21 protein-coding genes are annotated in these 23958 nt (G+C 51.1%); 13 read left to right on the forward strand and 8 right to left on the reverse strand.

What is annotated here, in order from left to right:
* Positions 1-249: 249 nt before the first annotated feature.
* The 4 genes from ACLBVC_RS04415 (at position 250) to ACLBVC_RS04430 (ending at position 3869) form a co-directional block, all read left to right on the forward strand.
* Complete coding sequence (locus ACLBVC_RS04415) at positions 250-1848, forward strand: tannase/feruloyl esterase family alpha/beta hydrolase (protein ID WP_410148377.1); 1599 nt, start codon at positions 250-252, stop codon at positions 1846-1848.
* 173 nt (positions 1849-2021) lie between these two features.
* Positions 2022-2639 carry a TetR family transcriptional regulator gene (locus ACLBVC_RS04420; protein WP_410148379.1) on the forward strand — a complete coding sequence of 206 codons (618 nt, stop codon included), beginning with the start codon at positions 2022-2024 and terminating at the stop codon, positions 2637-2639.
* Positions 2632-2967 carry an SMR family transporter gene (locus ACLBVC_RS04425; protein WP_195813441.1) on the forward strand — a complete coding sequence of 112 codons (336 nt, stop codon included), beginning with the start codon at positions 2632-2634 and terminating at the stop codon, positions 2965-2967. Before ACLBVC_RS04420 ends, ACLBVC_RS04425 begins: the two co-directional genes overlap by 8 nt.
* Before the next feature lie 35 nt (positions 2968-3002).
* Complete coding sequence (locus ACLBVC_RS04430) at positions 3003-3869, forward strand: helix-turn-helix domain-containing protein (RefSeq protein ID WP_410148382.1); 867 nt, start codon at positions 3003-3005, stop codon at positions 3867-3869.
* Positions 3870-3932: 63 nt separating this feature from the next.
* Here the strand turns inward: ACLBVC_RS04430 and ACLBVC_RS04435 are convergent, their stop codons facing one another.
* The gene (locus ACLBVC_RS04435; protein WP_410148384.1) at positions 3933-4712 is read right to left on the reverse strand and encodes a (S)-acetoin forming diacetyl reductase; all 780 of its coding nucleotides are present in this window, start codon (positions 4710-4712) and stop codon (positions 3933-3935) included.
* A 195-nt stretch (positions 4713-4907) separates the two neighbouring features.
* Here ACLBVC_RS04435 and ACLBVC_RS04440 point away from each other — a divergent pair, with 195 nt between their 5' ends.
* The 3 genes from ACLBVC_RS04440 (at position 4908) to ompC (ending at position 7428) form a co-directional block, all read left to right on the forward strand.
* Complete coding sequence (locus tag ACLBVC_RS04440) at positions 4908-5351, forward strand: hypothetical protein (protein ID WP_410148385.1); 444 nt, start codon at positions 4908-4910, stop codon at positions 5349-5351.
* 152 nt (positions 5352-5503) lie between these two features.
* Complete coding sequence (locus tag ACLBVC_RS04445) at positions 5504-5692, forward strand: hypothetical protein (RefSeq protein ID WP_410148387.1); 189 nt, start codon at positions 5504-5506, stop codon at positions 5690-5692.
* A gap of 614 nt (positions 5693-6306) precedes the next feature.
* A complete protein-coding gene (gene ompC, locus ACLBVC_RS04450) occupies positions 6307-7428 on the forward strand; it encodes a porin OmpC (protein WP_410148389.1) in 1122 nt (373 codons plus the stop codon).
* A gap of 86 nt (positions 7429-7514) precedes the next feature.
* Here the strand turns inward: ompC and ACLBVC_RS04455 are convergent, their stop codons facing one another.
* Complete coding sequence (locus tag ACLBVC_RS04455; protein WP_410148390.1) at positions 7515-7784, reverse strand: DUF3761 domain-containing protein; 270 nt, start codon at positions 7782-7784, stop codon at positions 7515-7517.
* Between the two features lie 410 nt (positions 7785-8194).
* Between ACLBVC_RS04455 and ACLBVC_RS04460 the strand changes: the two genes are divergently transcribed.
* Positions 8195-8680 carry an RrF2 family transcriptional regulator gene (locus ACLBVC_RS04460; protein ID WP_410148391.1) on the forward strand — a complete coding sequence of 162 codons (486 nt, stop codon included), beginning with the start codon at positions 8195-8197 and terminating at the stop codon, positions 8678-8680.
* Between the two features lie 98 nt (positions 8681-8778).
* Here the strand turns inward: ACLBVC_RS04460 and oqxB are convergent, their stop codons facing one another.
* Both oqxB and ACLBVC_RS04470 read right to left on the reverse strand, forming a co-directional pair.
* Positions 8779-11931: a multidrug efflux RND transporter permease subunit OqxB gene (gene oqxB / locus ACLBVC_RS04465; protein WP_410148392.1), complete on the reverse strand. Its 3153-nt coding sequence runs from the start codon at positions 11929-11931 to the stop codon at positions 8779-8781.
* Between the two features lie 16 nt (positions 11932-11947).
* Positions 11948-13120 (reverse strand): efflux RND transporter periplasmic adaptor subunit, encoded by a 1173-nt coding sequence (locus tag ACLBVC_RS04470; protein WP_410148816.1) that lies wholly within the window; start codon positions 13118-13120, stop codon positions 11948-11950.
* Between the two features lie 409 nt (positions 13121-13529).
* Between ACLBVC_RS04470 and ACLBVC_RS04475 the strand changes: the two genes are divergently transcribed.
* From ACLBVC_RS04475 to ACLBVC_RS04485, 3 genes are all read left to right on the forward strand, one after another.
* Positions 13530-13886 carry a helix-turn-helix domain-containing protein gene (locus ACLBVC_RS04475; protein WP_410148394.1) on the forward strand — a complete coding sequence of 119 codons (357 nt, stop codon included), beginning with the start codon at positions 13530-13532 and terminating at the stop codon, positions 13884-13886.
* Positions 13887-14287: 401 nt separating this feature from the next.
* Positions 14288-15049: a 2-dehydro-3-deoxy-D-gluconate 5-dehydrogenase KduD gene (kduD, locus tag ACLBVC_RS04480; RefSeq protein ID WP_410148396.1), complete on the forward strand. Its 762-nt coding sequence runs from the start codon at positions 14288-14290 to the stop codon at positions 15047-15049.
* A 58-nt stretch (positions 15050-15107) separates the two neighbouring features.
* Positions 15108-15746 carry an RpiB/LacA/LacB family sugar-phosphate isomerase gene (locus ACLBVC_RS04485; RefSeq protein ID WP_101079130.1) on the forward strand — a complete coding sequence of 213 codons (639 nt, stop codon included), beginning with the start codon at positions 15108-15110 and terminating at the stop codon, positions 15744-15746.
* 189 nt (positions 15747-15935) lie between these two features.
* On the opposite strand, the gene ACLBVC_RS04490 is transcribed toward ACLBVC_RS04485, so the two are convergent.
* Complete coding sequence (locus ACLBVC_RS04490) at positions 15936-16256, reverse strand: cupin domain-containing protein (protein WP_410148398.1); 321 nt, start codon at positions 16254-16256, stop codon at positions 15936-15938.
* A 6-nt stretch (positions 16257-16262) separates the two neighbouring features.
* Positions 16263-17444: an oligogalacturonate lyase family protein gene (locus ACLBVC_RS04495; protein ID WP_410148400.1), complete on the reverse strand. Its 1182-nt coding sequence runs from the start codon at positions 17442-17444 to the stop codon at positions 16263-16265.
* A 293-nt stretch (positions 17445-17737) separates the two neighbouring features.
* Here ACLBVC_RS04495 and proP point away from each other — a divergent pair, with 293 nt between their 5' ends.
* The gene (gene proP / locus ACLBVC_RS04500; RefSeq protein WP_410148402.1) at positions 17738-19240 is read left to right on the forward strand and encodes a glycine betaine/L-proline transporter ProP; all 1503 of its coding nucleotides are present in this window, start codon (positions 17738-17740) and stop codon (positions 19238-19240) included.
* 122 nt (positions 19241-19362) lie between these two features.
* Positions 19363-20844: an alpha-amylase gene (amyA, locus tag ACLBVC_RS04505; protein ID WP_410148404.1), complete on the forward strand. Its 1482-nt coding sequence runs from the start codon at positions 19363-19365 to the stop codon at positions 20842-20844.
* A 36-nt stretch (positions 20845-20880) separates the two neighbouring features.
* On the opposite strand, the gene ACLBVC_RS04510 is transcribed toward amyA, so the two are convergent.
* Together ACLBVC_RS04510 and ACLBVC_RS04515 are read right to left on the reverse strand one after the other, a co-directional pair.
* Positions 20881-22194, reverse strand: coding sequence for a hypothetical protein (locus tag ACLBVC_RS04510; protein ID WP_410148406.1), 1314 nt, complete (start codon positions 22192-22194; stop codon positions 20881-20883).
* Between the two features lie 4 nt (positions 22195-22198).
* A complete protein-coding gene (locus ACLBVC_RS04515; RefSeq protein ID WP_410148408.1) occupies positions 22199-23884 on the reverse strand; it encodes an Hsp70 family protein in 1686 nt (561 codons plus the stop codon).
* Positions 23885-23958 lie beyond the last annotated feature (74 nt).

A 23958-nucleotide genomic window follows, 5' to 3' on the forward strand; every position in this document is an offset into this window, starting at 1 on the left:
TACGCCTGAAAAGTCAGCGCATACAAATAAAACATCTCGTTTACCTGTTTTATTTAAATAAGTTATTCAATAAAATCAACTGGTTATTAGTTTTTTGTATATTTTGATATTTACGCATAGATAATTAATATTATTCAGGTTAAATAATGGTTTCAAATCCAGCGACATTTCTGAGATTAACCAGGCTTTAATCAATCCTGATTTAGTGACACACTGCCGTTATTGCGACTTTAGGACATATGTCTTCTGATGAAATTGATTCTGCCTGGTTTGTTGTTGATGCTGATCTCCGGTACTGTTTTCGCCACATCCGTTTCAGGATTGACCGAAGCACAATGTGTTGCCATGAAAAACACGCGTATACCGGCTTCCCGGATTGGACTTCCGTCGCGTGGAGCCGTCATAACGACCGTCGCGATCGCCGGTCAGCCGGTTGAAACCCATTGCAAACTCGAAGGAAAAATCAAACCGATTGACCCGAAAGCGCCAGATATCCAATTTCAGCTTTATCTGCCACTCGTCTGGAATGGCAAGGCGCTGCAACTCGGCGGCGGGGGATTCGATGGCGCAATAAAAGGGGCGGATACCGCGCGACTCGCGCCTGCCGCCGTACCCGGCGCACTGAAACAAGGATATGCAACTTTTGGCAGTGATTCCGGCCATCAGGGCGGCGTGTCTGACGCATCCTTTACGCTGAATGAAGAGGCCTGGATAAATTTTGCCGGTGCGCAAATAAAAAAAACGCACGATGTCGCAGTTGTACTGATTGAACAGGTTTATGGACGTAAACCTTCGCGCATGTATTTTCAGGGCAATTCGCAGGGCGGGCATGAGGCGCTGGCCGCTATTCAGCGGTATCCGCTCGATTACAACGGCGCTATTGCGATACATCCGGTTTACAACGTTGTCGAGTTGCATATGGCAGGCATTCGTATCGGACAGGCTGTTTACACTACGCCGGGAGCCTGGATTTCACCGGCGAAGGCCGCGCTGATATCTAATACCGTTTTTGGTGCCTGTGACAAGCTGGACGGGCTTAATGACGGCGTGGTCGCCAATGTGAACGCGTGCAGGGCGACCTTCAAACCAGAGAGGTTACGTTGTCACGATGGCAAGGATGACGGCGACCATTGCCTCTCTGATACACAATTATCTTTGGTGGAAATGCTGAGTAAACCTGTGCCTTTGGGCGTGAATTTACCCACCGGCGATCACTTTGCATCCTGGCCGATTTTGCTGGGGGCAGATGCCTCTGCGCTGGTCAGCGTATTTGGTTCCGGCGCTGATAAGCCGAAACCTGCCGCATCGAACATCATCATTTCCTTTCCTTATATGATGGGCGATCAGGCTGTGCGGTATGAAGTAATGCGTTCACCTGATTATGATTCCCTGCAATTTAATCCCGCCGAACATGAGGCACGACTGAAAGAACTGGCGTCTGAGGTTGATGATGACAATGCAGATATCAGCGCTTTTGTTCAACACGGTGGAAAATTGCTGCTGATGCACGGCACGGCTGATATGGCGGTGCCGCCGGGAAATACGCTGGCTTATTACGAAAAGCTCAAAGCGCTGTTTGGAGAGAAGGAACTGCATCGATTCGCGCGATTCTATCTTGCGCCTGGTTTTACCCACAGCAGCGGCCCCTTCCGTGTAAGCTGGGATTCTCTCGGCACGCTCGATAAGTGGGTAGATCATGGCATCGCCCCCGGTCAGCAAGTCATGATTGATACCAACAAAGCCACCGCCGGTCGTGAAATGCCGCTGTGCGAGTATCCTCAATTTCCCAAATATAAAGGGCAGGGAGACACAAAATCAGCCTCGAGTTTCATGTGTACAACTGACTAATTCCGCCTGCTACTGTATGAATATCCGCCGTATGGCGGGTACTCATTCCTGATCAAATGCAAGTTAATTTACCTATATATAATCACAGGTGAATGAACGTTCTCAAAAAACTTGAACATCCGTCCAACTCTTGGCATTATCCTCTGCTGTCTCTTCACTTTCGGATTTTTCAAGTGGCCTATCTCTGTAAGGAAGCGCGCAAGACAACCATTCTTGAAGCCGCCGCGCGGGTTGCGCGCTATGAAGGATTGGCTGCCACCACGGTACGCCGTGTGGCTCAGGAAGCGGGTGCTGCAACTGGTCAGGTTCATCATCACTTTTCAAGCGCGGCTGAACTTCGCGCACAAGCCTATACACAGGTGATGAAGATCCTTAAGGAACAGTTGCAGGAAAGAAGTCAGCAGCTGACCGCCCGCGAGCGTCTCAATATGCTGTTGATTGATCCGCAGGATGACCAGTCGTTGATGGCTATTCCGCTCTGGCATGAGGCCATGTTGCTGACCGAACAGGAGCCGCTGATGAAAGCGGCTTTTGCCCTGTCGGTAGCCGACTGGCACGAACTGGTATCTGATGCGATTGAATTCGGTCGCGAGAAAGGAGAATTCTCCAAAGGCGAATCTCCCGAGCATATATCCTGGCGGCTGATTGGTCTGAGCAGCAGCATGGATGCCATGTCGCGCCTCGATACGCTCGGGTTAACCAGTCAGTGTGCGGAATACAATTTACACCGCGCTATTCAGAACGAGTTGTATGTCAGCGAAGCTGGCTGTAAGGAAACCTCTGATGTTTAAAACTTATTTGCTGCTTGGCCTCGCGATTGTTGCCGAAGTTATCGCGACCAGCAGCCTGAAAAGTTCTGAAGGATTCACCCGTTTGTGGCCAAGCGTTGTCACATTGCTGGGCTACACAATTGCCATCTTTTTATTGTCTCTGACCCTGAAAACCCTGCCGACCGGTATTGCATACGCGATCTGGTCTGGCGTCGGTATTGTCCTGGTCTCCGCCATTGGCTGGTTTGGTTACGGGCAAAAGCTGGACACCCCGGCAATGATTGGCCTCGGGCTTATCATCGCGGGCGTGATTGTCGTGAACGTGTTTTCAAAATCTGTCGCGCACTAATTATGGCGACTTTATCGCAGCACAGGGAGTTCATTTTGCAGAGCGAACAAAAACCTGATTTCCATGATGACTTGATCAAAGAGTTACTCTACTGGATCGAAGTCAACTTAAGTGATCGTCTGACCATGGAAAAGGCCTCGAAGAAAACCGGCTATTCTCCCTGGTATCTTCAGCGTTTGTTTAAAAGTAAAACAGGTTTCGCGCTGGGCAAGTACATTCGTGACCGTCGTCTGACGATGGCTGCGATTGCTTTGCGGCTGACCAATATGCCGATCCTCGATATTTCGCTGTATTACTCTTACGATTCTCAGCAGACGTTCACCCGTTCGTTCAAAAAGAACTTTGCTGAAACGCCGGGAATGTACCGCCGGAATGCGTCTTGGACCATGAGTGGCATCACGGCACCGCTTACCGTGGATGAGTTCCCGCAGCCGGAATATGAAATTATAGAATTGCCGGAAATGGCATTCGAGGGCCAGACTTCAACGCATTCTTATCCGATTGAAGCGCTGTTTAACGCCAAGAATCACGTACATCGTGCCGAATTGTTGCGCTATCTGGAAACGCCGGAATCACTACTCGCGCCGGTTTGGGGCTTATCAGATTGCCGTCCTGATACGAATGATGAAGTCGCCAATGCGTTGCAGATGGATTATACGGTGGCGCATGAAGTGAAGGTCAGTGACAACCACAGCATTTTGGTGCCTGCCAGTCGTTATCTGAAGATCAGTTATCCATATGATCTCAGCCGGCTGAACGACTTCATTCTGTATCTGTATTCTGTGTTCCTGCCAACGCTGGGTCTCGAATTCATCATGCAGCCGGATCTGGAAAAATACTCACGGGAATCGGCCCTTAACGGTGTGACCTGCGAATATTACATTCCGCTGGCCAGACAGTAACTCCTCACCTGTAAAAACGCAAAAGCCTCCCGAATGAGAGGCTTGCCATGAATAGATGCGCTGTTAATTGAAGACCATCCCGCCGTCGATCAGTAACGCCTGACCGGTCATATAATCAGAATCCGGGCCAGCAAGATAAGAGACGCATGCTGCAACATCTTCTGGCTCTGAAAGGCGTTTCAGCGTGATGTTTTTCGCGAACTCTTTCGTACCGAAGCCCACAGGCTGACCTGCGGCCGCAGAAACCTGGCGGTCAATCTCTTCCCACATCGGCGTTTTCACGATGCCCGGACAATAGGCGTTAACGGTAACCCCCAGAGAAGCCAGATCGCGTGCTGCTGTTTGCGTCAGCCCGCGCACAGCAAATTTGCTGGAACTGTAGATGGCCAGTTCGGGATTGCCCACATGGCCCGCCTGAGAAGAAGCATTAATGATTTTGCCGCCATGCCCCAGTGATTTGAACGCTTTCACCGCCGCCTGAATCCCCCAGATAACGCCTTTCACATTGATGTTATAGACTTTATCGACAATTTCCGGCGTGATGTCTTCGATCAGGGTGGTCGGCGCGATCCCGGCATTATTCACGATGACGTCAAAACCGCCGAGCTGCTTAGTTGCTGCTTCAACGGCAGCAAAAACCTGTTCGCGGTTTGAAACATCAGCCAGCTGAGAAATTGCTTTACCGCCCGCATGATTAATTTCTTCGGCAACTTTCTTCGCTGTTTCCCCGTTGTAATCTACAACCGCAACAGCAAATCCATCCTTCGCCAGACGAAGCGCAATTGCACGGCCAATCCCCTGACCGCCACCTGTTACTAAAGCCACTTTTCCATTTTTAGACATACCACTATCCTCTATGTATTCGGTTTCTTTTCAGGTGCTGCGCGCAAGGCACGGCCAGACCAGCCCGGTACCTTTGCGTGAGCTCCGTACTGGTTTACGCCTCTGAGTCTGCATGTGCAAATGTTAGCCACGGTAATTAACTGTACTCACTCTAATAGTCATTAAGCGTCAGAATAGCGGCCAGGGTCGGGTAGAATGGCAGAATTGAACGTTATAAAGGATGCTGAAATGACAGAGTCAGACACTACAGTTTTTCGCGAGCGCCTGCTCGTGCTGGCGCGATCGCTACAATTAGCGCCCCAGGTGGCCGAAAATCAGGTTTTAGATCGCATGGCACTGAGTTTTCGCAAATTGCTGAATTTTTTTGCTGAAGATAACGCGATGACGCAAAGGGCTTTTCTATTGCCTCCGGAAGGACATGAAACACAAGCGATGCTTATCCGCATGATGGCTGAAAATATCACATTCAGTCAGCAAGATAAGCTGTTCCGTGATGATATTCCCGCACCACTTCTGGCACAGTGTTTTACCGGGATGCTGGTACAGTTCGCACATCAGCAGGGTGATTCTGCACAGCGGCATCAAAACAGTCTGGCGTGTGCAAAACTGTTCTGTGAGGGTATCTGGCTGAGGGAATAGGGACGCGATCCTGCTTTATTCTATTAATGAGAAAGCAAAGCATAAATCGTTGGTTCAAATCACGGTGCAGAAACGGTTAACTGAGGTCATTCCAGCGGCAGATAAAATCTGCCTGTTTCTTTAAACAGAATCATGATCAACCGGAGGCCTGTATGTCCACGACGGCACAAGCTACTGAGCAACGCTCGTTATGGCAGCGCATCACCCATCGCAAGGTAAAGGATCAGACTGAAGAAAAAACGCAGGATACATCGCGTTTTCTGGAGAGTTTTCTGGCTACAGGATGTCTTTACGGCATTGATGTGGGGAACACAGACCCGGCGTGGTTTCGCCGCTCCTGACCGTTACATTCGCTTGTTGCGTTTTAGCTACTGGAACGAGCTGTGCAACGGGCAAGCTTTCTCCTGATAGTGCAAAGCTGTACCCTGAATAGTTGGTGTTGCCGTTGCGCTGTGTGGACAGCGTAACTGTAACATCAGGTATGAAGGTTGTTGTGGAAAGTCTCTCTGACCTCGTCGTAGAAATTTTAGTTCTCTCTCATTTGTTGAGCCCATAACTTTCGCCGGTTATGGGTTTTTTTATGCAAAAAAAAGCCCCGCAGTCAGGCGGGGCAACGATAAGGCCGTTGACAGGGATTACGGCAAGTTAATGCTAATAATTAAAACCAAGGAAGGGTAAATTGAATTACAGTGATGATTCTGCAAGTCGGGAATTAATTTATCATAAAGCCATTCTTCATTTAAAATATATTATTTGTATGATTTGAATTTAAATATTCATCAAACATATAAATAAGCCATTTTGAAATATTTAGCAATAAATAATAAAGCTATTTTTAATAATTCCCCTACAAAAAAAGGGAACTATATAGGTAGTATTAGTGCGAGCACTGACTCATTAATAATGTATATATAAAAAATTCAAGTATTCAATTAAATGATAAAGGAATGACGTCATGAAATTAAAAGCACTGGCTCTTATTATTCCCGCATTACTGGTAGCAGGCGCAGCGCATTCAGCTGAGATTTATAACAAAGACGGCAATAAACTTGACCTGTACGGTAAAGTCGATGGCCTGCATTATTTCTCTGATGACGCAGGTAAAGACGGCGATCAGACTTATGTGCGTGTTGGTTTTAAAGGCGAAACTCAGATTACTGACCAACTGATCGGTTACGGCCAGTGGGAATACAATATTCAGGCAAACAGTGTTGAAGGTTCTGACGCTAATTCAACTGCCGGTAACGCAACCCGTCTGGGCTTCGCAGGTCTGAAATTCGGTGAATACGGTTCATTCGATTACGGCCGTAACTATGGCGTAGTGTACGACGTAGAAGCCTGGACAGATATGCTGCCAGAATTCGGCGGTGATACCTACACCAGCGCTGATAACTTCATGGTTGGCCGTGCAAATGGTGTTGCAACTTACCGTAATACTGATTTCTTCGGCGCAGTAAAAGGCCTGAACTTTGCGGCTCAGTATCAGGGCGCAAATGATGGCAACAACCGTGGTGAAGGTACAAACAATGGTGACCGTGCGGTACGGAAACAAAACGGCGATGGTTTTGCACTGTCTTCTACATATGATTTCGGCATGGGTATCAGCGCAGGTGCCGCGTATGCCTCTTCTGACCGTACCAACGATCAGGCTGCTGACGATCGTGGTGACAAAGCTGACGTCTGGACCATCGGCGCGAAATACGACGCGAACAACGTTTACCTTGCGACCATGTATGCTGAAACCCGCAATATGACTTATTACGGTAACGGCGACGCAGCAAATAAAACTCAGAACTTTGAAGTCACCGCACAATATCAGTTTGACTTCGGCCTGCGTCCGGAAGTTTCTTACCTGCAATCTAAAGGTAAAGATCTTAACAACGGCAACGGCGGCAAAGACAACGATAAAGATCTGGTTAAATACGTTTCTGTCGGTACCAGCTATTACTTCAACAAAAACATGTCCACCTATGTTGATTACAAAATCAACTTACTGGATAACGATGATTCGTTCTACGACAACAACGGTATTTCTACCGATGATATCGTAGCAGTTGGTCTGGTCTATCAGTTCTAATTATTCAGCGTTGACCTGAATATTAAGAATAATCAAAGCCCATCTTCGGATGGGCTTTTTTACATTTAAATCTAAATTAATATTTATTATTCTAACCACTGCGCAACACCACCGTGGCGTGAACAAGTTCCCCGGTGATGAGTACTGAAACTATAAGTTCCGTCACGACATTGTGCAGAGGCGCCTTCGGGGACGTTACCTGATTTGCTGTGTGCTGGTTTATGGACACTTTGCCCGTCGGAATTAATATAGTCGCCTTGTTCTATAAGCTCGCTATCCTGAGAATTATTTTGTTTTGCCAGGGCGGGTTGAAAAAGCAGAAAGCCAGTGATTATTAAACAAGCGAATAATCGCATGATGTTGCTATCATCCTGTGATAAAAAAGTGTGCGCAAAGCGTACTCTCCGTTTACAGCGATGCAATCCTGATATTTAACCATTAATGACGTGCTTAAATGAGGTGCTTCAACCTTTTTCAAGCCATATTCCTGCCCGCGTAAAATTTTGGTTAAGATTCGTTTAAAAAGACAACAAATCCTTGCCTGATCCTCCTGAAAAATCTCTCAAGCGCTTGAATTTAAAGAGGTGGAAAGCGTTATTATGCAGGGTCACTTATTAAGCGATTTGTGCCCTACATGATTGAAATCTATTGATAAATCGCATGTACAACCGACGGAGTATTTGGTATATTATTGACCAGATCACGTACAGGGCTATTTCTCTGTGATACGGTGTTTATCTAAGACTGGTTTTTTCAGGACAATGACATGTTAGATTATCGCTTTCCGACAGCTATGCAGATGGTGTTTTGTATCGCTCAGTCCCAAAAGGCTGGCCAGCGCTGCACCAGTGCGATTTTAGCAACGGGTCTGGAAGCCAACTCCAGTTTTATCCGCAAACTGATGGTGCCGCTGACTCAGCACGGCATTATTGTCTCCACTCTCGGTCGTACCGGCTCTATTAATCTCGGGCGTCCGGCTGAAGAAATCTCACTGCGCGATATTTACTCTGCGGTGATTGAAGATAAGCGCCTCTGGGCCGCTCGCCCCGATGTGCCAGCCCGCTGCGTGGTTAGCGCCAATGCCTGCACGTATTTCAAAAATATTGTCAACGAAGCCGAAGAAGCCTCGCTTCAGGTTTTAGCCCGTCATACCGTGGCGGATGCGCTGGCGGAGTTTGAACGCGGCGGCAAGTATAAATGCACACAAGATCTGGCGGCAGAATACGCAGAGAATGTTTCCTGCTCTAAGTAAATCACAGATTCTTTTTTTACTTTGACCATGAATTTTAACCATAAAAAAGCCGGGATATTTCCCGGCTTTTTGCTATAAGGAATATTTGCAGCAAGACGTTACACCGTCTGCGTTTCCAGCACGGCTTTTTTACGCGTCACCAGCTTACGCAGCGCAACATAAAATACCGGCGTCAGGAACAGCCCGAACAGCGTCACACCCAGCATGCCGGAGAACACGGTAATCCCGGTTACACCGCGCACTTCCGCACCGGCACCGTGGCCGAGGATCAGTGGAATGGTCCCCGCAATGAACGCAATCGACGTCATCACGATAGGGCGCAGACGCAGGCGACAAGCTTCCAGCGCCGATTCGATAATCCCTTTACCCTGCATTTCCAGCTCGCGGGCAAATTCCACAATCAGAATGGCGTTCTTACAGGCCAGTCCCATCAGCACCACCAATCCGACCTGCACAAAGACGTTGTTATCACCACCGGTCAGCCAGACGCCAAACAACGCGGAAAGCATGGTCATCGGCACAATCAGGATCACCGCCAGCGGCAGAGTCCAGCTTTCATACAATGCCGCCAGCACCAGAAACGCCAGCAGAACGGACATCGGGAAGACGATCAGCGCTGCATTGCCTTGTGTGGATTGCTGATAACTCAGATCCGTCCATTCAATATTCATCCCGTTTGGCAGCAGATTTTTCGACATTGCGGTCAGCTCAGTCATTGCCTGCGCCGAGGACAGAATGCGCGGGTCTGCATCGCCAATCAGATCCGCCGCCGGATAACCGTTATAACGGATCACCGGATCCGGCCCGTAGGTCGTGGTGATATTGAGCATACTGCCAATCGGCACCATTTCACCTTTGTCGTTACGGGTCCGCAGATTCGCGATATCTTCCACGCTGTCACGGAACTGGCCATCGGCCTGCGCCATCACTTTCCAGGTACGACCAAAACGGTTGAAGTCATTGATGTACGACGAGCCAAGATAAACCTGCAACGTACTGAACAAATCGTCCAATGAAACGCCCTGAGCTTTGGCCTTATCGCGGTCAATGTGCGCATCAAGTTGCGGCACGTTGGCCTGATAAGAGGAAATCGGATAACCCATTCCCGGCGTTTGCATGATGGCACCGGACATCGTATTGATTGCCGTTTGCAACGCACCGTAACCCAGCCCCGCGCGATCCTGCACGTAAAGCGAATAACCCGAACCCTGGCCTAATCCGAGGATCGGCGGTGGCATAATCGAGAAGGCAAACCCTTCCTGAATTTGCGAGATTTTGGCGTTGATTTCCGCGTTAATCTGCGCCGCCGTACGGGTACGCTCGCTCAGTGGCTTCAGGGCAAAAAATACCGTACCGGTATTCGGCGTATTGGTGAACTGCAACGCATTCAGGCCGGGGAAGGCCACCGCGTCAATCACGCCGTCTGTGCTCAGGCCCATTGCACTGATTTTGCGGATGACCGCATCAGTGCGCGACAGGGAAGAACCTTCCGGCATTTTCACACCGGCAATCAGGTACAGTTTATCCTGCGTCGGAATAAACCCGCCGGGCACCGTTTTAAACATAAATGCCGCGGCGCAAAGAAGCAGAACGTAAACACCAAATACCGCACCACGGCGACCCAGCGTTTTCGATACCGCATTCTGATACTTATGCGAACTGGCGTTGAAGAAGCGGTTGAACGGGCGGAAGATCCAGCCAAACAGCCGGTCAATCAGCCGCGAGGGCATATCCTTCGGCGCGCCGTGGGCTTTCAGCAATAATGCCGCCAGAGCAGGGGAAAGCGTCAGTGAGTTGATGGCTGAAATCACGGTAGAAATCGCAATCGTCACCGCAAACTGCTTGTAGAACTGACCGGTCACGCCGGAAAGGAATGCCATCGGCACGAACACCGCACACAGCACCAGCGCAATCGCTACAATCGGCCCGGATACTTCCCGCATGGCCTGATGCGCAGCATCTCTCGGGGCTAAGCCTTCCTCAATGTTACGCTCGACGTTTTCCACCACGACAATCGCATCATCCACCACAATCCCTATCGCCAGCACCAGCCCAAAGAGACTGAGCGTATTAAGCGAGAAACCCAGCAGATACAGAATACTGAATGTCCCGATCACGGAAATCGGTACGGCCAGCAATGGAATTATCGACGCACGCCAGGTTTGCAGGAACAGAATCACCACCAGCACAACCAGCACCACGGCTTCCAGCAGCGTATGCACCACGGCACTGATGGAGTCACGGACAAAAACGGTCGGATCATACGGCGCGCGCCAGGTCATACCTTCCGGGAAACGCGTCGACAGCTCAGCCATTTTTGCACGCACGGCGTCTGACAAATCAATCGCATTCGCGCCAGGCGACTGGAAGATACCAATCCCGACCGCATCCTTATTATTGAGCTGAGAGCGCAGGGCGTAACTGCCGGAACCCATTTCGATACGCGCGACGTCACGAAGACGCACAATCTCACCATTATCACCACTTTTCAGGATGATTTTGCCAAATTCATCTTCATCTTTCAGGCGGCCTTGAGCGTTGATAGACAGCAAATAATCGCTGTCTTTCGGCATCGGTTCAGCGCCCAGCTGACCGGCAGAAACCTGCACGTTTTGCTCCTGCATCGCTTTCACGACGTCAGACGCCGTCAGGCCACGCGCCGCCACTTTGTTCGGATCGAGCCAGACACGCATCGCATACTCGCCCGCACCGAAAATCTGAATCTGACCGACACCCGGCAGGCGCGCCAGCTCATCTTTCACTTTCAGCGTGGCGTAGTTACTCAGATACAACGAATCGTATTTACCGTTAGGCGAGACCAGATGCACGACCAAAGTCAACGTTGGCGACTGTTTCTGCGTGGTCACGCCCTGGCGGCGCACATCTTCCGGCAAGCGCGCTTCGGCCTGCGCCACACGGTTCTGCACCTGAACCTGTGCCTGATCCGGATCGGTACCCGGACGGAACGTCACGGTCGTCACCAGCACGCCGTCAGAACCAGCGACAGATTTCATGTACACCATGTTTTCAACGCCGTTGATGGCTTCTTCCAGCGGCGTCGCCACGGTTTCCGCAATCACTTTCGGGTTGGCGCCCGGATATTCAGCGCGAACCTGCACACTCGGCGGCACGACGTTCGGGTACTCGCTGACCGGCAGCAGGGGAATGGCAATTGCACCGGTCACCAGAATCAAAATCGACAAAACAGCCGCGAATATTGGCCGGTCGATGAAAAAGCGGGAAAAGTCCATAAGTCAGGATTCTCTTTTATTGAACTGCGGCGGGTGCAGGCGTCACGCTGTTCGCCGCCATAGTGACGGTTTTGGCGTTTACAGGCATTCCCGGCATGAAGACTTTTTGCACGCCGTCGATAATCACGCGGTCACCGGCTTCAAGGCCTTTCTGGATGATGCGAAGTCCGCCTGACATCCGTCCCGGTTCTACATCACGGCGCTGCGCTTTGCCGTCCTTATCCACCACGTAGACAAACTTGCGATCCTGATCGGTCAGTACAGCTTTATCGTCAACCAGCATGGCGCTGAACTGCGCGCTGCCCGGCAATTGCACGCGGGCAAACAGACCCGGCGTGAATGTGCGGTCGCGGTTATCCAACAGGGCGCGCATACGGATAGTGCCGGTGCCAGAATTGAGCTGGTTATCGGTGAAATCGACCACGCCCTGATGCGGATAGCCATTTTCGCCAACCAGACCTATGTGAACCGGTAGGCGGTTCTGCGGGTTATCGCTGCGCTGGCCATCACGCGCCATCGCCTGATAACGCAGGAACGTGCCTTCATCTACGTCAAAATAGACATACACTGTATCGAGGGAAACCAGCGTCGTCAGTACGCTCGCGGTATCACCGGCTGTTACCAGATTGCCGGTGGTGATCATGGCGCGGCTGGCGCGTCCGTCAATCGGTGAGGTTACGCGGGTGAAATCAAGATTGAGTTGCGCCATATCCAGCTGCGCCTGGGCGGCCAGTACATCTGACTGCGCCTGCGATGCGGCAGAACGGCGTTGCTCAGCGATTTCTTTGGAAACGGCCTGTGTCCCGATCAATGCTTCGGTTCGTGCAGATTCGCTGCGAGCCAGACCGGCCTGATTACGGGCGCGCACCAGCTCGGCCTGCGCCTGTTCTTGGGCAGCACGATAAGTCCGATCATCGATGGTGAATAACACCTGACCTTTTTTGACTTCCTGTCCTTCCTGATAATTCACTTTGTCAATGTAGCCCGACACGCGCGGACGCAGCTGAACGCTCTGAACCGCTTCGACGCGGCCATTAAAGGCATCCCATTCGCTAATTTGCCTGATTAAAACATCTGCCGCACTGACCTGCGGGGCAGGCGGAGCGGCGTTTTGCGCCACGCTGTTATCGCACCCGGCAAGCAGGGAAATAACCAGCGCAATCCCGGAAAGACGCAACGTCAAAGGCATGCCGACGGAACGGCCGCGTGCATTAACCTGTGATTTTTGCAGGTTCATCATTATTTTTATTTCCAGTGAAGTAAGTGCTGCCAGGCAATACACCGGCCTGTCCTCCGGGTAACGTCCTTTGCCTGATCTGACTTTTTTGGGGCTTGTGCCGTTCATCAGCACAATTATGTATCAATGTCTGATACAGTTAGTTCGAGGGGATTGTAGGGACGCTGCTACTAAAGTGCAAGAAATACTGTTACACTTTCTGTGCTATTTTACAGAACGTTTACTTCGGGGGAGTGGACTATCCCGTAACGAGAAATTAAATGCAATAGTAAAACTTGCATTTAACTCAAAACTGCGTCACTTTATAAATAGACGAGCCGCCCCGTTGGGTGATGAAAATTAAAAATGACGGAGAGAGTCCATGAGAACCGAGGATTTCATTCACGACCTGATCGAGTGGATCGATCACAATCTGGAAGAGCGTCTGGATATCAAAACCGTCGCTAAACGCGCAGGGTATTCACGCTGGTATCTGCAACGCATGTTCAAAGAACATACCGGCCTGCCGATGGGTGAATATATTCGTGAGAAAAAACTGAAGAAATCTGCCGATATGCTGGCCAGCAGTGGCGAACCTATCGTCAGTGTCGCGATTTCACTGGGGTTCGATTCCCAGCAATCGTTTACCCGCAGTTTCAAACGCCAGTTTGGACAAACACCGGGCGACTGGCGCCGTGGCCTGAGTCTGGCAACGGAATGTCAGGGCTGCCTGCACTGAGTTTACGCTCCGCTTTCTCTTTTCCCTGAGACGGCGTGTACCACTGGCCCGGCTTTCGTCGGGCAGTGAGTTTTCTTCCCCATCTTTTATTCCAATCCCTTTCAAAACCCGACATTGACCGATCCGGTACACTTTCTGTTGCACATTTTTCACTGTTTCCTTCACCCGTTTTGGGCATCTGCCTGCCTTATCCTGTGCCTGCAATAGTCAGGACGTGATCAACACAACAAAAAACAACACCAAAGTTCACATAAATTGAAATGATGTTTCAATTTGTTGAGTTGTGCGAATTTTGTCGCTAAACTCGCTCCATTACTTCGGCGCCGGGCCGTGCCCGACATCATTCAAGACGTCCGACGGAATCGCGTATTCGCCTCCGTTTTATGAAAAAAGGAAACATCATGATTCTGGATAATTTCTCTTTGCAGGGAAAAGTGGCTGTTGTCACCGGCTGTGACACCGGGTTGGGTCAGGGTATGGCCCTAGGTCTGGCAGAAGCGGGCTGTGATATTGTGGGGATCAACATCGTTGAACCGACGGAAACTATTGAGCGCGTTGGCGCAACAGGTCGCAGTTTCCTCAGCCTGACCGCCGATCTGAGTGACACCAAAGTGATCCCGGCCCTGCTGGAACGTGCCGTAGCGGAAATGGGTCATCTGGATATTCTGGTCAACAACGCAGGGATTATACGCCGTGAAGACGCCATTGAGTTCAGCGAAAAGAACTGGGATGACGTCATGAACCTGAACATCAAATCCGTTTTCTTCATGTCTCAGGCTGTCGCGAAACAGTTCATCGCGCAAGGGACTGGCGGGAAAATCATTAATATCGCGTCGATGCTTTCCTATCAGGGCGGCATCCGCGTGCCGTCTTATACGGCGTCAAAAAGTGCCGTGATGGGCGTGACCCGACTGCTGGCGAACGAGTGGGCGAAACACAATATCAACGTCAACGCCATCGCGCCGGGATATATGGCGACGAACAACACCCAGCAACTGCGTGCCGACGAAGCGCGTAGCGAAGAGATTTTAGGTCGCATTCCGGCCGGGCGCTGGGGTTTACCGTCTGACCTGATGGGGCCGGTGGTTTTCCTGTCGTCTCCGGCTTCTGACTATATTAATGGCTACACAATTGCCGTCGATGGCGGCTGGCTGGCCCGTTAATCCCGCCGCAATTCAACTTGCGCAGCGGAGAAATCCGCTGCCACAACGAGGAAATCTCATGAAAATCGCATTGATGATGGAAAACAGTCAGGCCGCTAAAAACGCGATCATTTTGAAAGAACTGAACGCCGTGGCGTCCGAAAAAGAGTATCCGGTCTACAACGTCGGTATGTCTGACGAACAGGATCATCACCTGACCTACATCCATCTGGGCATCATGGCCAGCATTTTGCTGAACTCCAAAGCCGTCGATTTTGTGGTCGCAGGCTGCGGCACTGGACAGGGCGCTCTGATGTCCCTGAACATTCATCCGGGTGTAAACTGCGGTTACTGCATCGATCCGGCGGATGCTTTTCTTTTCGCGCAAATTAACAACGGTAACGCGCTGTCGTTGCCATTCGCCAAAGGATTTGGCTGGGGCGCGGAACTGAACGTTCGTTTTATCTTCGAAAAAGCCTTCACCGGCGTGAAAGGCCAGGGCTATCCGGCAGATCGTAAAGAACCGCAGGTTCGCAACGCAGGGATCCTGAATCAGGTGAAAGCCGCCGTTGTGAAAGAAAACTATCTCGATACGCTGCGTGCCATTGATCCTGAACTGGTGAAAACCGCCGTCACCGGCGAACGTTTCCAGAAGTGCTTCTTCGAAAACTGCCAGAACAAAGAGATCGAAAACTTCGTGCGTGAAATTCTCGCATAATTTCAGTTTCTTTCAGGCGATAAAAAACCGGTGCTCAGTGAGTACCGGTTTTTTATTAGCAATAATCTAACCCTAAATGTTTTGAGTTGTATCAAGGCGGCAACTGAAGGAATCCCCGGGAGCTTACAAAAGTAAGTGACCGGGGTGAGTGAAGGCAGCTAACGCAGAGACGGCTCAAAAGATGACGGGTTAGAGGAAGTCCTGACGCTGCGGCGTAAAGGTATCGAGCAGTACGCCTTTCTCCAGACACACGCAGCCATGCATGATGTAGGGTTTTTTATACAGCGTATCGCCCGCTGAAACCTCGAGCGTTTCCTCGCCGATGGTGAATCTGAAGCGCCCCGAGAGCACGTAGGTCAGCTGTTCGTGCACATGATTATGCATCGGGCCGATTGCGCCGGTTTCGAATGAGACTTCCACTGCCATCATCGTGCCACCGTGCGCCAGAACGCGACGGCCCACACCGTCGCCCAGATCCTGAAGTGGAATATCTTTCTTAAAAATGAACATCGTCGTTTAGTCCTTACGTAATGTACTGAGCAGGCCCGCCGGGATTTCGGCCAGATACAGCGCAGGAAGACCTTCGTGATCGGTGGTAAAAAGCACATGACGATCATCCGGTGAGAAAGAAGGGTGCGGATGCGTCACCTGGCGGTCGCCGTCCAGCACACGCCAGGAACTGTTATGTGCCGCAAGTGGTGCATACTGGCGGGATTCGGCATCAAAAATGTACAGCCACGGGTCGTTATCAATCGTATGGCTGGCGGTATCCTGCACATCCACCGGCGTGCCGGATCCGTCGCCCACCAGCAACGATCCGTTTTCGTTGCTCATCAGATGCGAACAGGCGGGCATGGTCATCAGGGAAATATCTTCACCGGTTTGCGGATCAAAACGGCGGATATGGCGATCGTGCTGACCTTTCAGATACGACACGTACATCAGCGCCGATCCGTCCGGCACCCAGAATTCGTGAGTGCAGCTTTCACCCGGCGCATGTTCTTTCACCTTGCGCACATTGCTGCCATCTTCGTTTACCAGCCACATGCGCGCATCGACCAGATCGTGCGGGCCTTCATGGCAGAATGCGACGGTGTTGTCATCAAACGGACGATAAATCGGATGACCAAGCCACTCATTTCTCTCGTGGATGACACGGGATTTTCCGCTGAGCAAATCGACGCCCAGCAGGCGGCAGTGTGGATTGCTGTGATAAAACGTCTGGAAAATCGTCCAGTCGGTGAGCGGCGTCCAGTCCTTGCGGCTGATTTCGATACCGACCAGACGGGTACATTCACTGTTTGCCACCCACGTTCCGTACCCGACCCACTCTTCAGGCACCTGATATACCGTCCGCTCGCTGAAATCATTCAGCGTGACGCATTGCAGGCTGCGCTCGTTTTTCACGTAATACAGCGACTGATCGTCCGGTGAAAGAAAACCGCCGAACGTGTTATCGCCTGTACCTTCCGTCAGTTGAACCGCTTTTTGCGTCGTCAGATCCAGCAGGTAATAGTTGCGGTTACCGTCGAATTCCCCGGCGAAAAGCAGCTTATTGCCATCACGCGTAAAACATTTTTGATAGAAATAATTGCGATGACACAGAACGTCGGGAGGCGTTAAACGGGTCACGCAGGCACCGGTTTGCGGATCCTGAACGGTGTGGAAATTGAATTGAATCTGAGAACCTTTAGCCATGATTCACCCCATCAGTAGCATGAAATTAGCCGCTATTCTGGCTTCCCTTTCGTTAATTAAAATGCAGTTTCATTAATTTGAAAACACATTACCACTTGATGCGGTCTCACGGGGGCAGGGGAAAACAAAAGTGTAAAGCTGATCACAAAATGGCCGCCTTTTGCCTCTGACGAAAACCATTCTATAATGGTAGGGCTTGCTGAAAAATTATTGATACCCGAAATATTTAAAGGGTACGAACAAAAATATCTCACGCTTACATAGTGGAGTATTTTAGAAAAGGGATGTAAAAGATGAGATTAAGAAGAAAACGTGTTAAACCTATGCAAATCAATGACATTACTATCATTGATGATAAGAAACTGAAGAAAGCCATTACCGCCGCCGCGTTGGGCAACGCGATGGAATGGTTCGATTTTGGTGTATATGGCTTTGTCGCTTTTGCGTTAGGCCAGGTGTTTTTCCCGGGTGCCGATCCCGGTATCCAGATGATCGCCGCACTGGCAACCTTCTCGGTTCCTTTCCTCGTCAGACCTCTGGGCGGTCTGTTCTTTGGTGCAATGGGCGACAAATTTGGCCGTCAGAAAGTGTTATCCGTCACCATCATTATTATGTCTGTCAGTACCTTCTGTATCGGGCTGATCCCTGGCTATGCCACCATCGGCATCTGGGCGCCAATTCTTTTGTTACTGGCAAAACTGGCGCAGGGTTTCTCGGTCGGGGGTGAATACACCGGCGCGGCCATTTTTGTTGCGGAATATTCACCGGACAGAAAGCGTGGTTTCCTCGGCAGCTGGCTTGATTTCGGTTCCATCGCCGGCTTTATTCTCGGCGCGGGCGTCGTGGTGCTGATTTCCAGCATTGTGGGTGACGCGAACTTCCTCGACTGGGGCTGGCGTATTCCGTTCTTCATCGCTGCACCGTTGGGGCTGATCGGGATTTACCTGCGCCATGCGCTGGAAGAGACCCCGACATTCCAGCAACACGTAGATAAAATCGACACTGACTCACGCAAAGACATCGCTGAGCCACCGAAAGTCTCTTTCCGTGAAATTCTGACCAAGCAGTGGCGACCGCTGATTATCTGCGTCGGCATGGTTATCGCCACCAACGTCACCTACTACATGTTGCTGACGTACATGCCAAGTTATCTGTCTCACAGCCTGCATTATTCTGAAGATCACGGCGTGTTGATCATCATCGCCATTATGGTGGGTATGCTGTTTGTGCAGCCGTTTATGGGGATGCTGAGCGACCGTTTTGGGCGCAAGCCGTTCGTTATTATCGGCAGCGTCGGCCTGTTCATTCTGGCCATCCCATGCTTCATTCTTATCAACAGTGATGTGATTGGTCTGATATTCCTCGGGTTGCTGATACTGGCGGTTCTGCTGAACTGCTTCATCGGCGTGATGGCCTCGACTTTGCCAGCCATGTTCCCGACACACATTCGTTACAGCGCCCTCGCGATTGCGTTTAACGTCTCTGTCCTGATTGCTGGTCTGACACCTACCATCGTGGCGTGGCTGGTGGAAGCGACCAACAACCTGTACATGCCTGCGTACTATCTGATGGTCATTTCCGTTATTGGCCTGGTGACCGGTATCTTCATGAAAGAAACCGCGAACCGTCCGCTAAAAGGCGCTACGCCAGCGGCCTCTGACCGCGCAGAAGCCCGTGAAATCCTTCAGGAGCATCACGACAATATCGAACATAAAATTGAAGATATTGACGCGCAGATTGCCGAACTGGAAGCCAAAAGAAAGAACCTGATCGCGCAGCATCCTGAAATCAACTGATTCAGCGCTGACGCCCACACATGCCGGTCACTTTCATGACCGGCTTTTTTTTGCGCTTAGCCTTACAGTTCGTCATTCCTGATCCATACTTCATTTCCCGCTCATCTGAATGGAAATCCTGTATGCAGAATCCTACGTTGTTTCAGTTCTTCCACTGGTATTACCCGGAGGGTGGCAAATTGTGGCCTGAGGTCGCAGAGAAAGCCGCGTGGCTGGCTGAAATAGGCATCACCGCCGCCTGGCTTCCCCCCGCCTATAAAGGCGATTCCGGCGGATATTCGGTGGGTTATGACACCTACGATCTTTTCGATCTGGGTGAGTTCGACCAAAAAGGCTCACGCGCCACCAAGTACGGCGACAAAGAGGGATTCCTGGCCGCTGTTCAGGCGCTGAAACACCATCAGCTTGGCGTCATTCTCGATGTGGTGCTCAACCACAAAATGGGCGCAGACGAAAAAGAACGCGTGCAGGTCAACCGCGTCAATATGGACGACCGTGATGATATCAGCGACGACATCATTGAAGCTGATGCCTGGACCCGTTTTATCTTTGCCGCCAGAAACGGCCAGTATTCTAAATTCGTCTGGGATTATCACTGCTTCAGCGGCGTCGATCATATCGAAAACCCCGATGAAAACGGCATCTTCAAAATCGTGAATGACTACACGGCGGGTGGCTGGAACGATCAGGTTGACGAAGAGTTTGGCAATTACGATTACCTGATGGGTGCCAACGTCGATTTCCGCAATAACGCGGTCAGCGAAGAACTCAAATACTGGGGCCGCTGGGTCATGGAACAAACCGGCTGCACGGGATTCCGGCTGGACGCGGTGAAGCATATTCCGGCGTGGTTCTATAAAGAATGGATTGACCATATTCAGGCTGAATCCGAACAGCCGATGTATCTGGTGGCCGAATATTGGTCGTTCGACGTTCCCACTCTGCAAAATTACATCCATCAGGTGGAAGGCAAAACCATGCTGTTCGATGCGCCGTTGCAGCTGAACTTCCATCACGCATCGAAGCAGGGCGCCGATTACGACCTGACCACCCTTTTTGACAACACGCTGGTGGCCGCCGACGCGTCGCATGCAGTCACGCTGGTAGCGAATCACGACACGCAGCCATTGCAGTCGCTGGAAGCACCCGTTGAGCCGTGGTTCAAACCGCTGGCTTACGCGTTAATTCTGTTGCGCGAACAGGGCGTACCGATTGTGTTCTACCCGGATTTGTTCGGCGCAAGTTACGAAGATGAAGGGGATGACGGCAATAATTACACCATCGAGCTGCCCGCGATCCCGCAACTTGAAACGCTGATCAAAGCCCGCCAGACATACGCGTGGGGCGTGCAGACCGATTATCTCGATCACCCTAATTGTATTGCGTTCAGCCGCAGCGGAACCGAAGAACATCCGGGCTGCGTGGTGGTGATGTCAAACGGAGAAGGCGGAGAAAAGGCCATCGAACTGGGCGACGGTTTCGCCCATAAGAAATGGCGCGATTTACTGGAACACCGCGAAGACATCATCGAAACCGATGAAAATGGCGCGGCGCAGTTCTTCTGTGAAGCAGGCAGTGTCAGCGTCTGGGTTCTGACGGAGTAAAAAGACAGGCTGGTGAAGCTGCCAGCCTGTTATTTTTTAGCGGATCCCCAAAGCAATCAAAAAGGCATACATCGCCAGCAACAAAACAAATGACACAATGCCCACGATCCCTTCTGATTTTTTCATAAGTTGCCACGGGAATACCACCAGAATAATCATGGCGTTAAGCGGAACCTGGTACCATTTCCAGACCTTCGGCGCCATCATCCAGAGCACACAGAAACCGACAACACACATCACGCCGTAATTGGTTAACAACATTTGAAGATGGCCAGATTCTGGTTTGAAAGCGTCGAAAAAGCCCAGCAGCATTTTCGCTAAAATCAGAAGGGCAAGCAGCGAAAGTCCGCCTTCCGCAACCCTCAGCCACCAGTGCCGGTAACGCAGCACTCTTGCCAGAAAACTGTAGCCCTGCGTATAAACGCCAATAGTCGCGATCAACAGGATCCGGTCACGCCACTTATCGGGGTCTTCGCGGGTCGCAAGCATTGTCAGTAAAAGCCAGAAACCCGTCAGAAACACCGTTCCCCAGCTCATCGCTGCTCGTGATTCATCGAGCGCTTTCACCAGCTGAGAGTTTATTTGCGGCAACAGCGAAGGGAAATTCATCCTGATATAACTGAGTTCATCATACAGGGGTTTCAGAAAATCAGGCATCCACCTTGCCCACCACGCAAGCGTGGTGCCTTCGACGGTAAGCAACCTCAACCGCTGCCGATCCAGTGCGGATTTCTGATATTTATTTTGCAACTGAGTCAGGTAATACTTCGCGCCCGTATTTTCAATCTGACGATGAAGCGCGGCCAGACGATGCGCGGGTATTCCGCCCGGCTGATAATTGTCAATATCCCAGCCCATAATCTCTGAAACGCGAATAAGCAGCGCCGAATACAATCCTTCGCGCTCACTCAACTGTGCAGCCAGTTCCTGACTAAATACTTCCCGCAGACGCAGATTTTGCAAAAGATCACCGGATAGCACAGATTCGAGCAGGTTCACCCCTTCGGTTTCATCTTCCATCATGACATCGATGATGGCAGTCACCGGCCTTGACGCCTCTAACTCCTGCTCAAGCGCATCATCGATATCCGGCGTCAGCTCTTGTAAAGGCTCAATGTGAACCGGCATCCGTACAGTGAAAGAGGGAGATTCATCCAGAATTTCCGTGACAACGTCACTCTTTGAAGGGCGATTCGCATAACCTTTCGCCTGCTCGAACGCCTCTCTCAGCCGCTGATAGCCTGCAGGATCCTGATCTGGGCGCGTCGTTTTCAGTTTACGGGCATATGCGCGCTTGATAATGCTCAGATCGTCGGTAGGTTCGATGTCTAAGACTGACCAGATGCTCATCCGTTTACTCCCATTCCTTACGCAGATACGCGATCAGTCCCTCGATTTCCTTGCGAGCTTCAGCGATTTGCCGGGCATCCTGCGTGTCTAGCACGCTTTCGAAACGGTAAAGATGATCGGCGATATATTGACGTTGCTCACCGAGACTTTGTTCGTAAAACGCATTGGCTTCGGCGACCAGCTGGCGGTTAACCAGTTGCTCGCGCGGGTGCTGTTTGATGTTCTCAAGTTTCATCAGGCTGGCGGAGATTTGTTCCGGCGTGAGCGAACCGGGGGATTTTTCGATCACCAGTTTTTGCATCTCACCGGTGTGGTCGATCTTGCATTCCACTTCCAGAATACCGTCAAGCGTATAGGTAAAACGCACGTCGGCGGTGATTTCACCGGCAGGGCGCGGCGGGATATCCAGCGATAATGAACCTAGCAAAATATTGTCGGAAACGCGGCGGCCTTCGCCCTGGAAAATCGAAAGCTCGAGCAATTTTTGCTGGTCGTTCGTTGTGCGGACCGATTCCACGCGGCTCACCGGCACAAAACTATTACGTTCGATCAACGGCATAAAATGCCCCGCCTCATAGCCTTCGCCTTTACGTCGCGCAATCTCAATGCCGAGCGTGAAGGGCATCACATCAGTCAGCACGATGTCATCGAGCGCCTGATCCTGCATCGCCAGCCCGGCCTGAATTCCCGCACCCAGCGCAACCGCTTCATCGGGCTGAAGATCGCAGCGCGGGAAACGGCCAAACAGACGCGCGACAGCCTGACGCACCAGTGGCATTCGTGTTGCACCGCCCACCAGCACAATATGATCAACCTGATCGGCAGAGAATTTTGCATCTCGCAGCGCCTGAATCACCGGTTTTTTCATCCGTTCCAGCGCACTTTCACAGCATTGCGCCAGAATCTCCGTGGTAATGGTCCAGCTCAGTGTTTCGCCTTCATGTTGATAACTGACGAGCGTACTTTCCTGCGCTGTCAGCTGGCGTTTGGCCCGCTCCGCTAAGGTGACGAGCCGGCCGTGTAAACCGGTGTCTTCCTCGTCGAGTTGTGGAAATTGCGCCAGCATCCAGCTGACCAGGCTGCGAGTGAAATCATCGCCGCCGAGAAACACATCGCCGCTGCTGGCGCGTACTTCAATAACGCCTTCGAACATATCGATGATCGAGACATCAAAAGTGCCACCGCCCAGATCAAACACCAGAAACTTCTGCTCCTGCTGATTCGCCAGCCCGTAAGCCAGCGATGCGGCGGTCGGTTCGTTCAGCAAGCGCTCAACGTGTAAACCCGCCAGCTCACCGGCAGTTTTCACGGCTTTACGCTGAATGTCATTGAAATAGGCGGGAACGGTAATGATGGCGCGTTCGACTTTACAACCGCAATGTTGCTCGGCGTCGGCTTTCAGGCTGCGCAACAACACGGCTGAAAGCTCTTCTGCACGAAAAGACTGATGTCCGAGCCGGAAATTATGGTCGGTACCCATGAAGCGTTTAAAACTGGAGAGGGTTAAATCGGGGTGAGTAAACAGGCGGGCGTGAGCGGGTGCGCCAACCAGAATGTGCCCGTTATCATCGAGCCCGATAATCGAAGGCGTGAGATTGTGCCCGTAGGCGTTCGGTATCAGAACGGCCTGGCCGTCCTGCCAGATGGAAACAGCACTGTTTGACGTACCTAAATCTATCCCTATCAACATCCGTATTGCTCCCGAAATAAACTGAGAATGGCCGAAAGAAGTGTCTGACGATGAAACGTCTCTATCGGCCAAAT

Origin of the sequence: Rahnella selenatireducens (genome assembly GCF_046449555.1) — a bacterium.
In the GTDB taxonomy this organism is placed as follows: domain Bacteria; phylum Pseudomonadota; class Gammaproteobacteria; order Enterobacterales; family Enterobacteriaceae; genus Rahnella; species Rahnella selenatireducens.

Bases quoted from the DNA above. Each gene is read 5' to 3' on its own strand.
- ACLBVC_RS04485 (WP_101079130.1), top strand. From the start codon at position 15,108: ATGAAAATCGCATTGATGATGGAAAACAGTCAGGCCGCTAAAAACGCG.
- ACLBVC_RS04445 (WP_410148387.1), top strand. From the start codon at position 5,504: ATGTCCACGACGGCACAAGCTACTGAGCAACGCTCGTTATGGCAGCGC.
- ACLBVC_RS04435 (WP_410148384.1), bottom strand. From the start codon at position 4,712: ATGTCTAAAAATGGAAAAGTGGCTTTAGTAACAGGTGGCGGTCAGGGG.
- ACLBVC_RS04475 (WP_410148394.1), top strand. From the start codon at position 13,530: ATGAGAACCGAGGATTTCATTCACGACCTGATCGAGTGGATCGATCAC.
- amyA (WP_410148404.1), top strand. From the start codon at position 19,363: ATGCAGAATCCTACGTTGTTTCAGTTCTTCCACTGGTATTACCCGGAG.
- ompC (WP_410148389.1), top strand. From the start codon at position 6,307: ATGAAATTAAAAGCACTGGCTCTTATTATTCCCGCATTACTGGTAGCA.
- ACLBVC_RS04460 (WP_410148391.1), top strand. From the start codon at position 8,195: ATGTTAGATTATCGCTTTCCGACAGCTATGCAGATGGTGTTTTGTATC.
- ACLBVC_RS04470 (WP_410148816.1), bottom strand. From the start codon at position 13,120: ATGCCTTTGACGTTGCGTCTTTCCGGGATTGCGCTGGTTATTTCCCTG.
- proP (WP_410148402.1), top strand. From the start codon at position 17,738: ATGAGATTAAGAAGAAAACGTGTTAAACCTATGCAAATCAATGACATT.
- ACLBVC_RS04515 (WP_410148408.1), bottom strand. From the start codon at position 23,884: ATGTTGATAGGGATAGATTTAGGTACGTCAAACAGTGCTGTTTCCATC.
- ACLBVC_RS04455 (WP_410148390.1), bottom strand. From the start codon at position 7,784: ATGCGATTATTCGCTTGTTTAATAATCACTGGCTTTCTGCTTTTTCAA.
- oqxB (WP_410148392.1), bottom strand. From the start codon at position 11,931: ATGGACTTTTCCCGCTTTTTCATCGACCGGCCAATATTCGCGGCTGTT.
- kduD (WP_410148396.1), top strand. From the start codon at position 14,288: ATGATTCTGGATAATTTCTCTTTGCAGGGAAAAGTGGCTGTTGTCACC.
- ACLBVC_RS04490 (WP_410148398.1), bottom strand. From the start codon at position 16,256: ATGTTCATTTTTAAGAAAGATATTCCACTTCAGGATCTGGGCGACGGT.
- ACLBVC_RS04415 (WP_410148377.1), top strand. From the start codon at position 250: ATGAAATTGATTCTGCCTGGTTTGTTGTTGATGCTGATCTCCGGTACT.
- ACLBVC_RS04495 (WP_410148400.1), bottom strand. From the start codon at position 17,444: ATGGCTAAAGGTTCTCAGATTCAATTCAATTTCCACACCGTTCAGGAT.
- ACLBVC_RS04510 (WP_410148406.1), bottom strand. From the start codon at position 22,194: ATGAGCATCTGGTCAGTCTTAGACATCGAACCTACCGACGATCTGAGC.
- ACLBVC_RS04440 (WP_410148385.1), top strand. From the start codon at position 4,908: ATGGCAGAATTGAACGTTATAAAGGATGCTGAAATGACAGAGTCAGAC.
- ACLBVC_RS04425 (WP_195813441.1), top strand. From the start codon at position 2,632: ATGTTTAAAACTTATTTGCTGCTTGGCCTCGCGATTGTTGCCGAAGTT.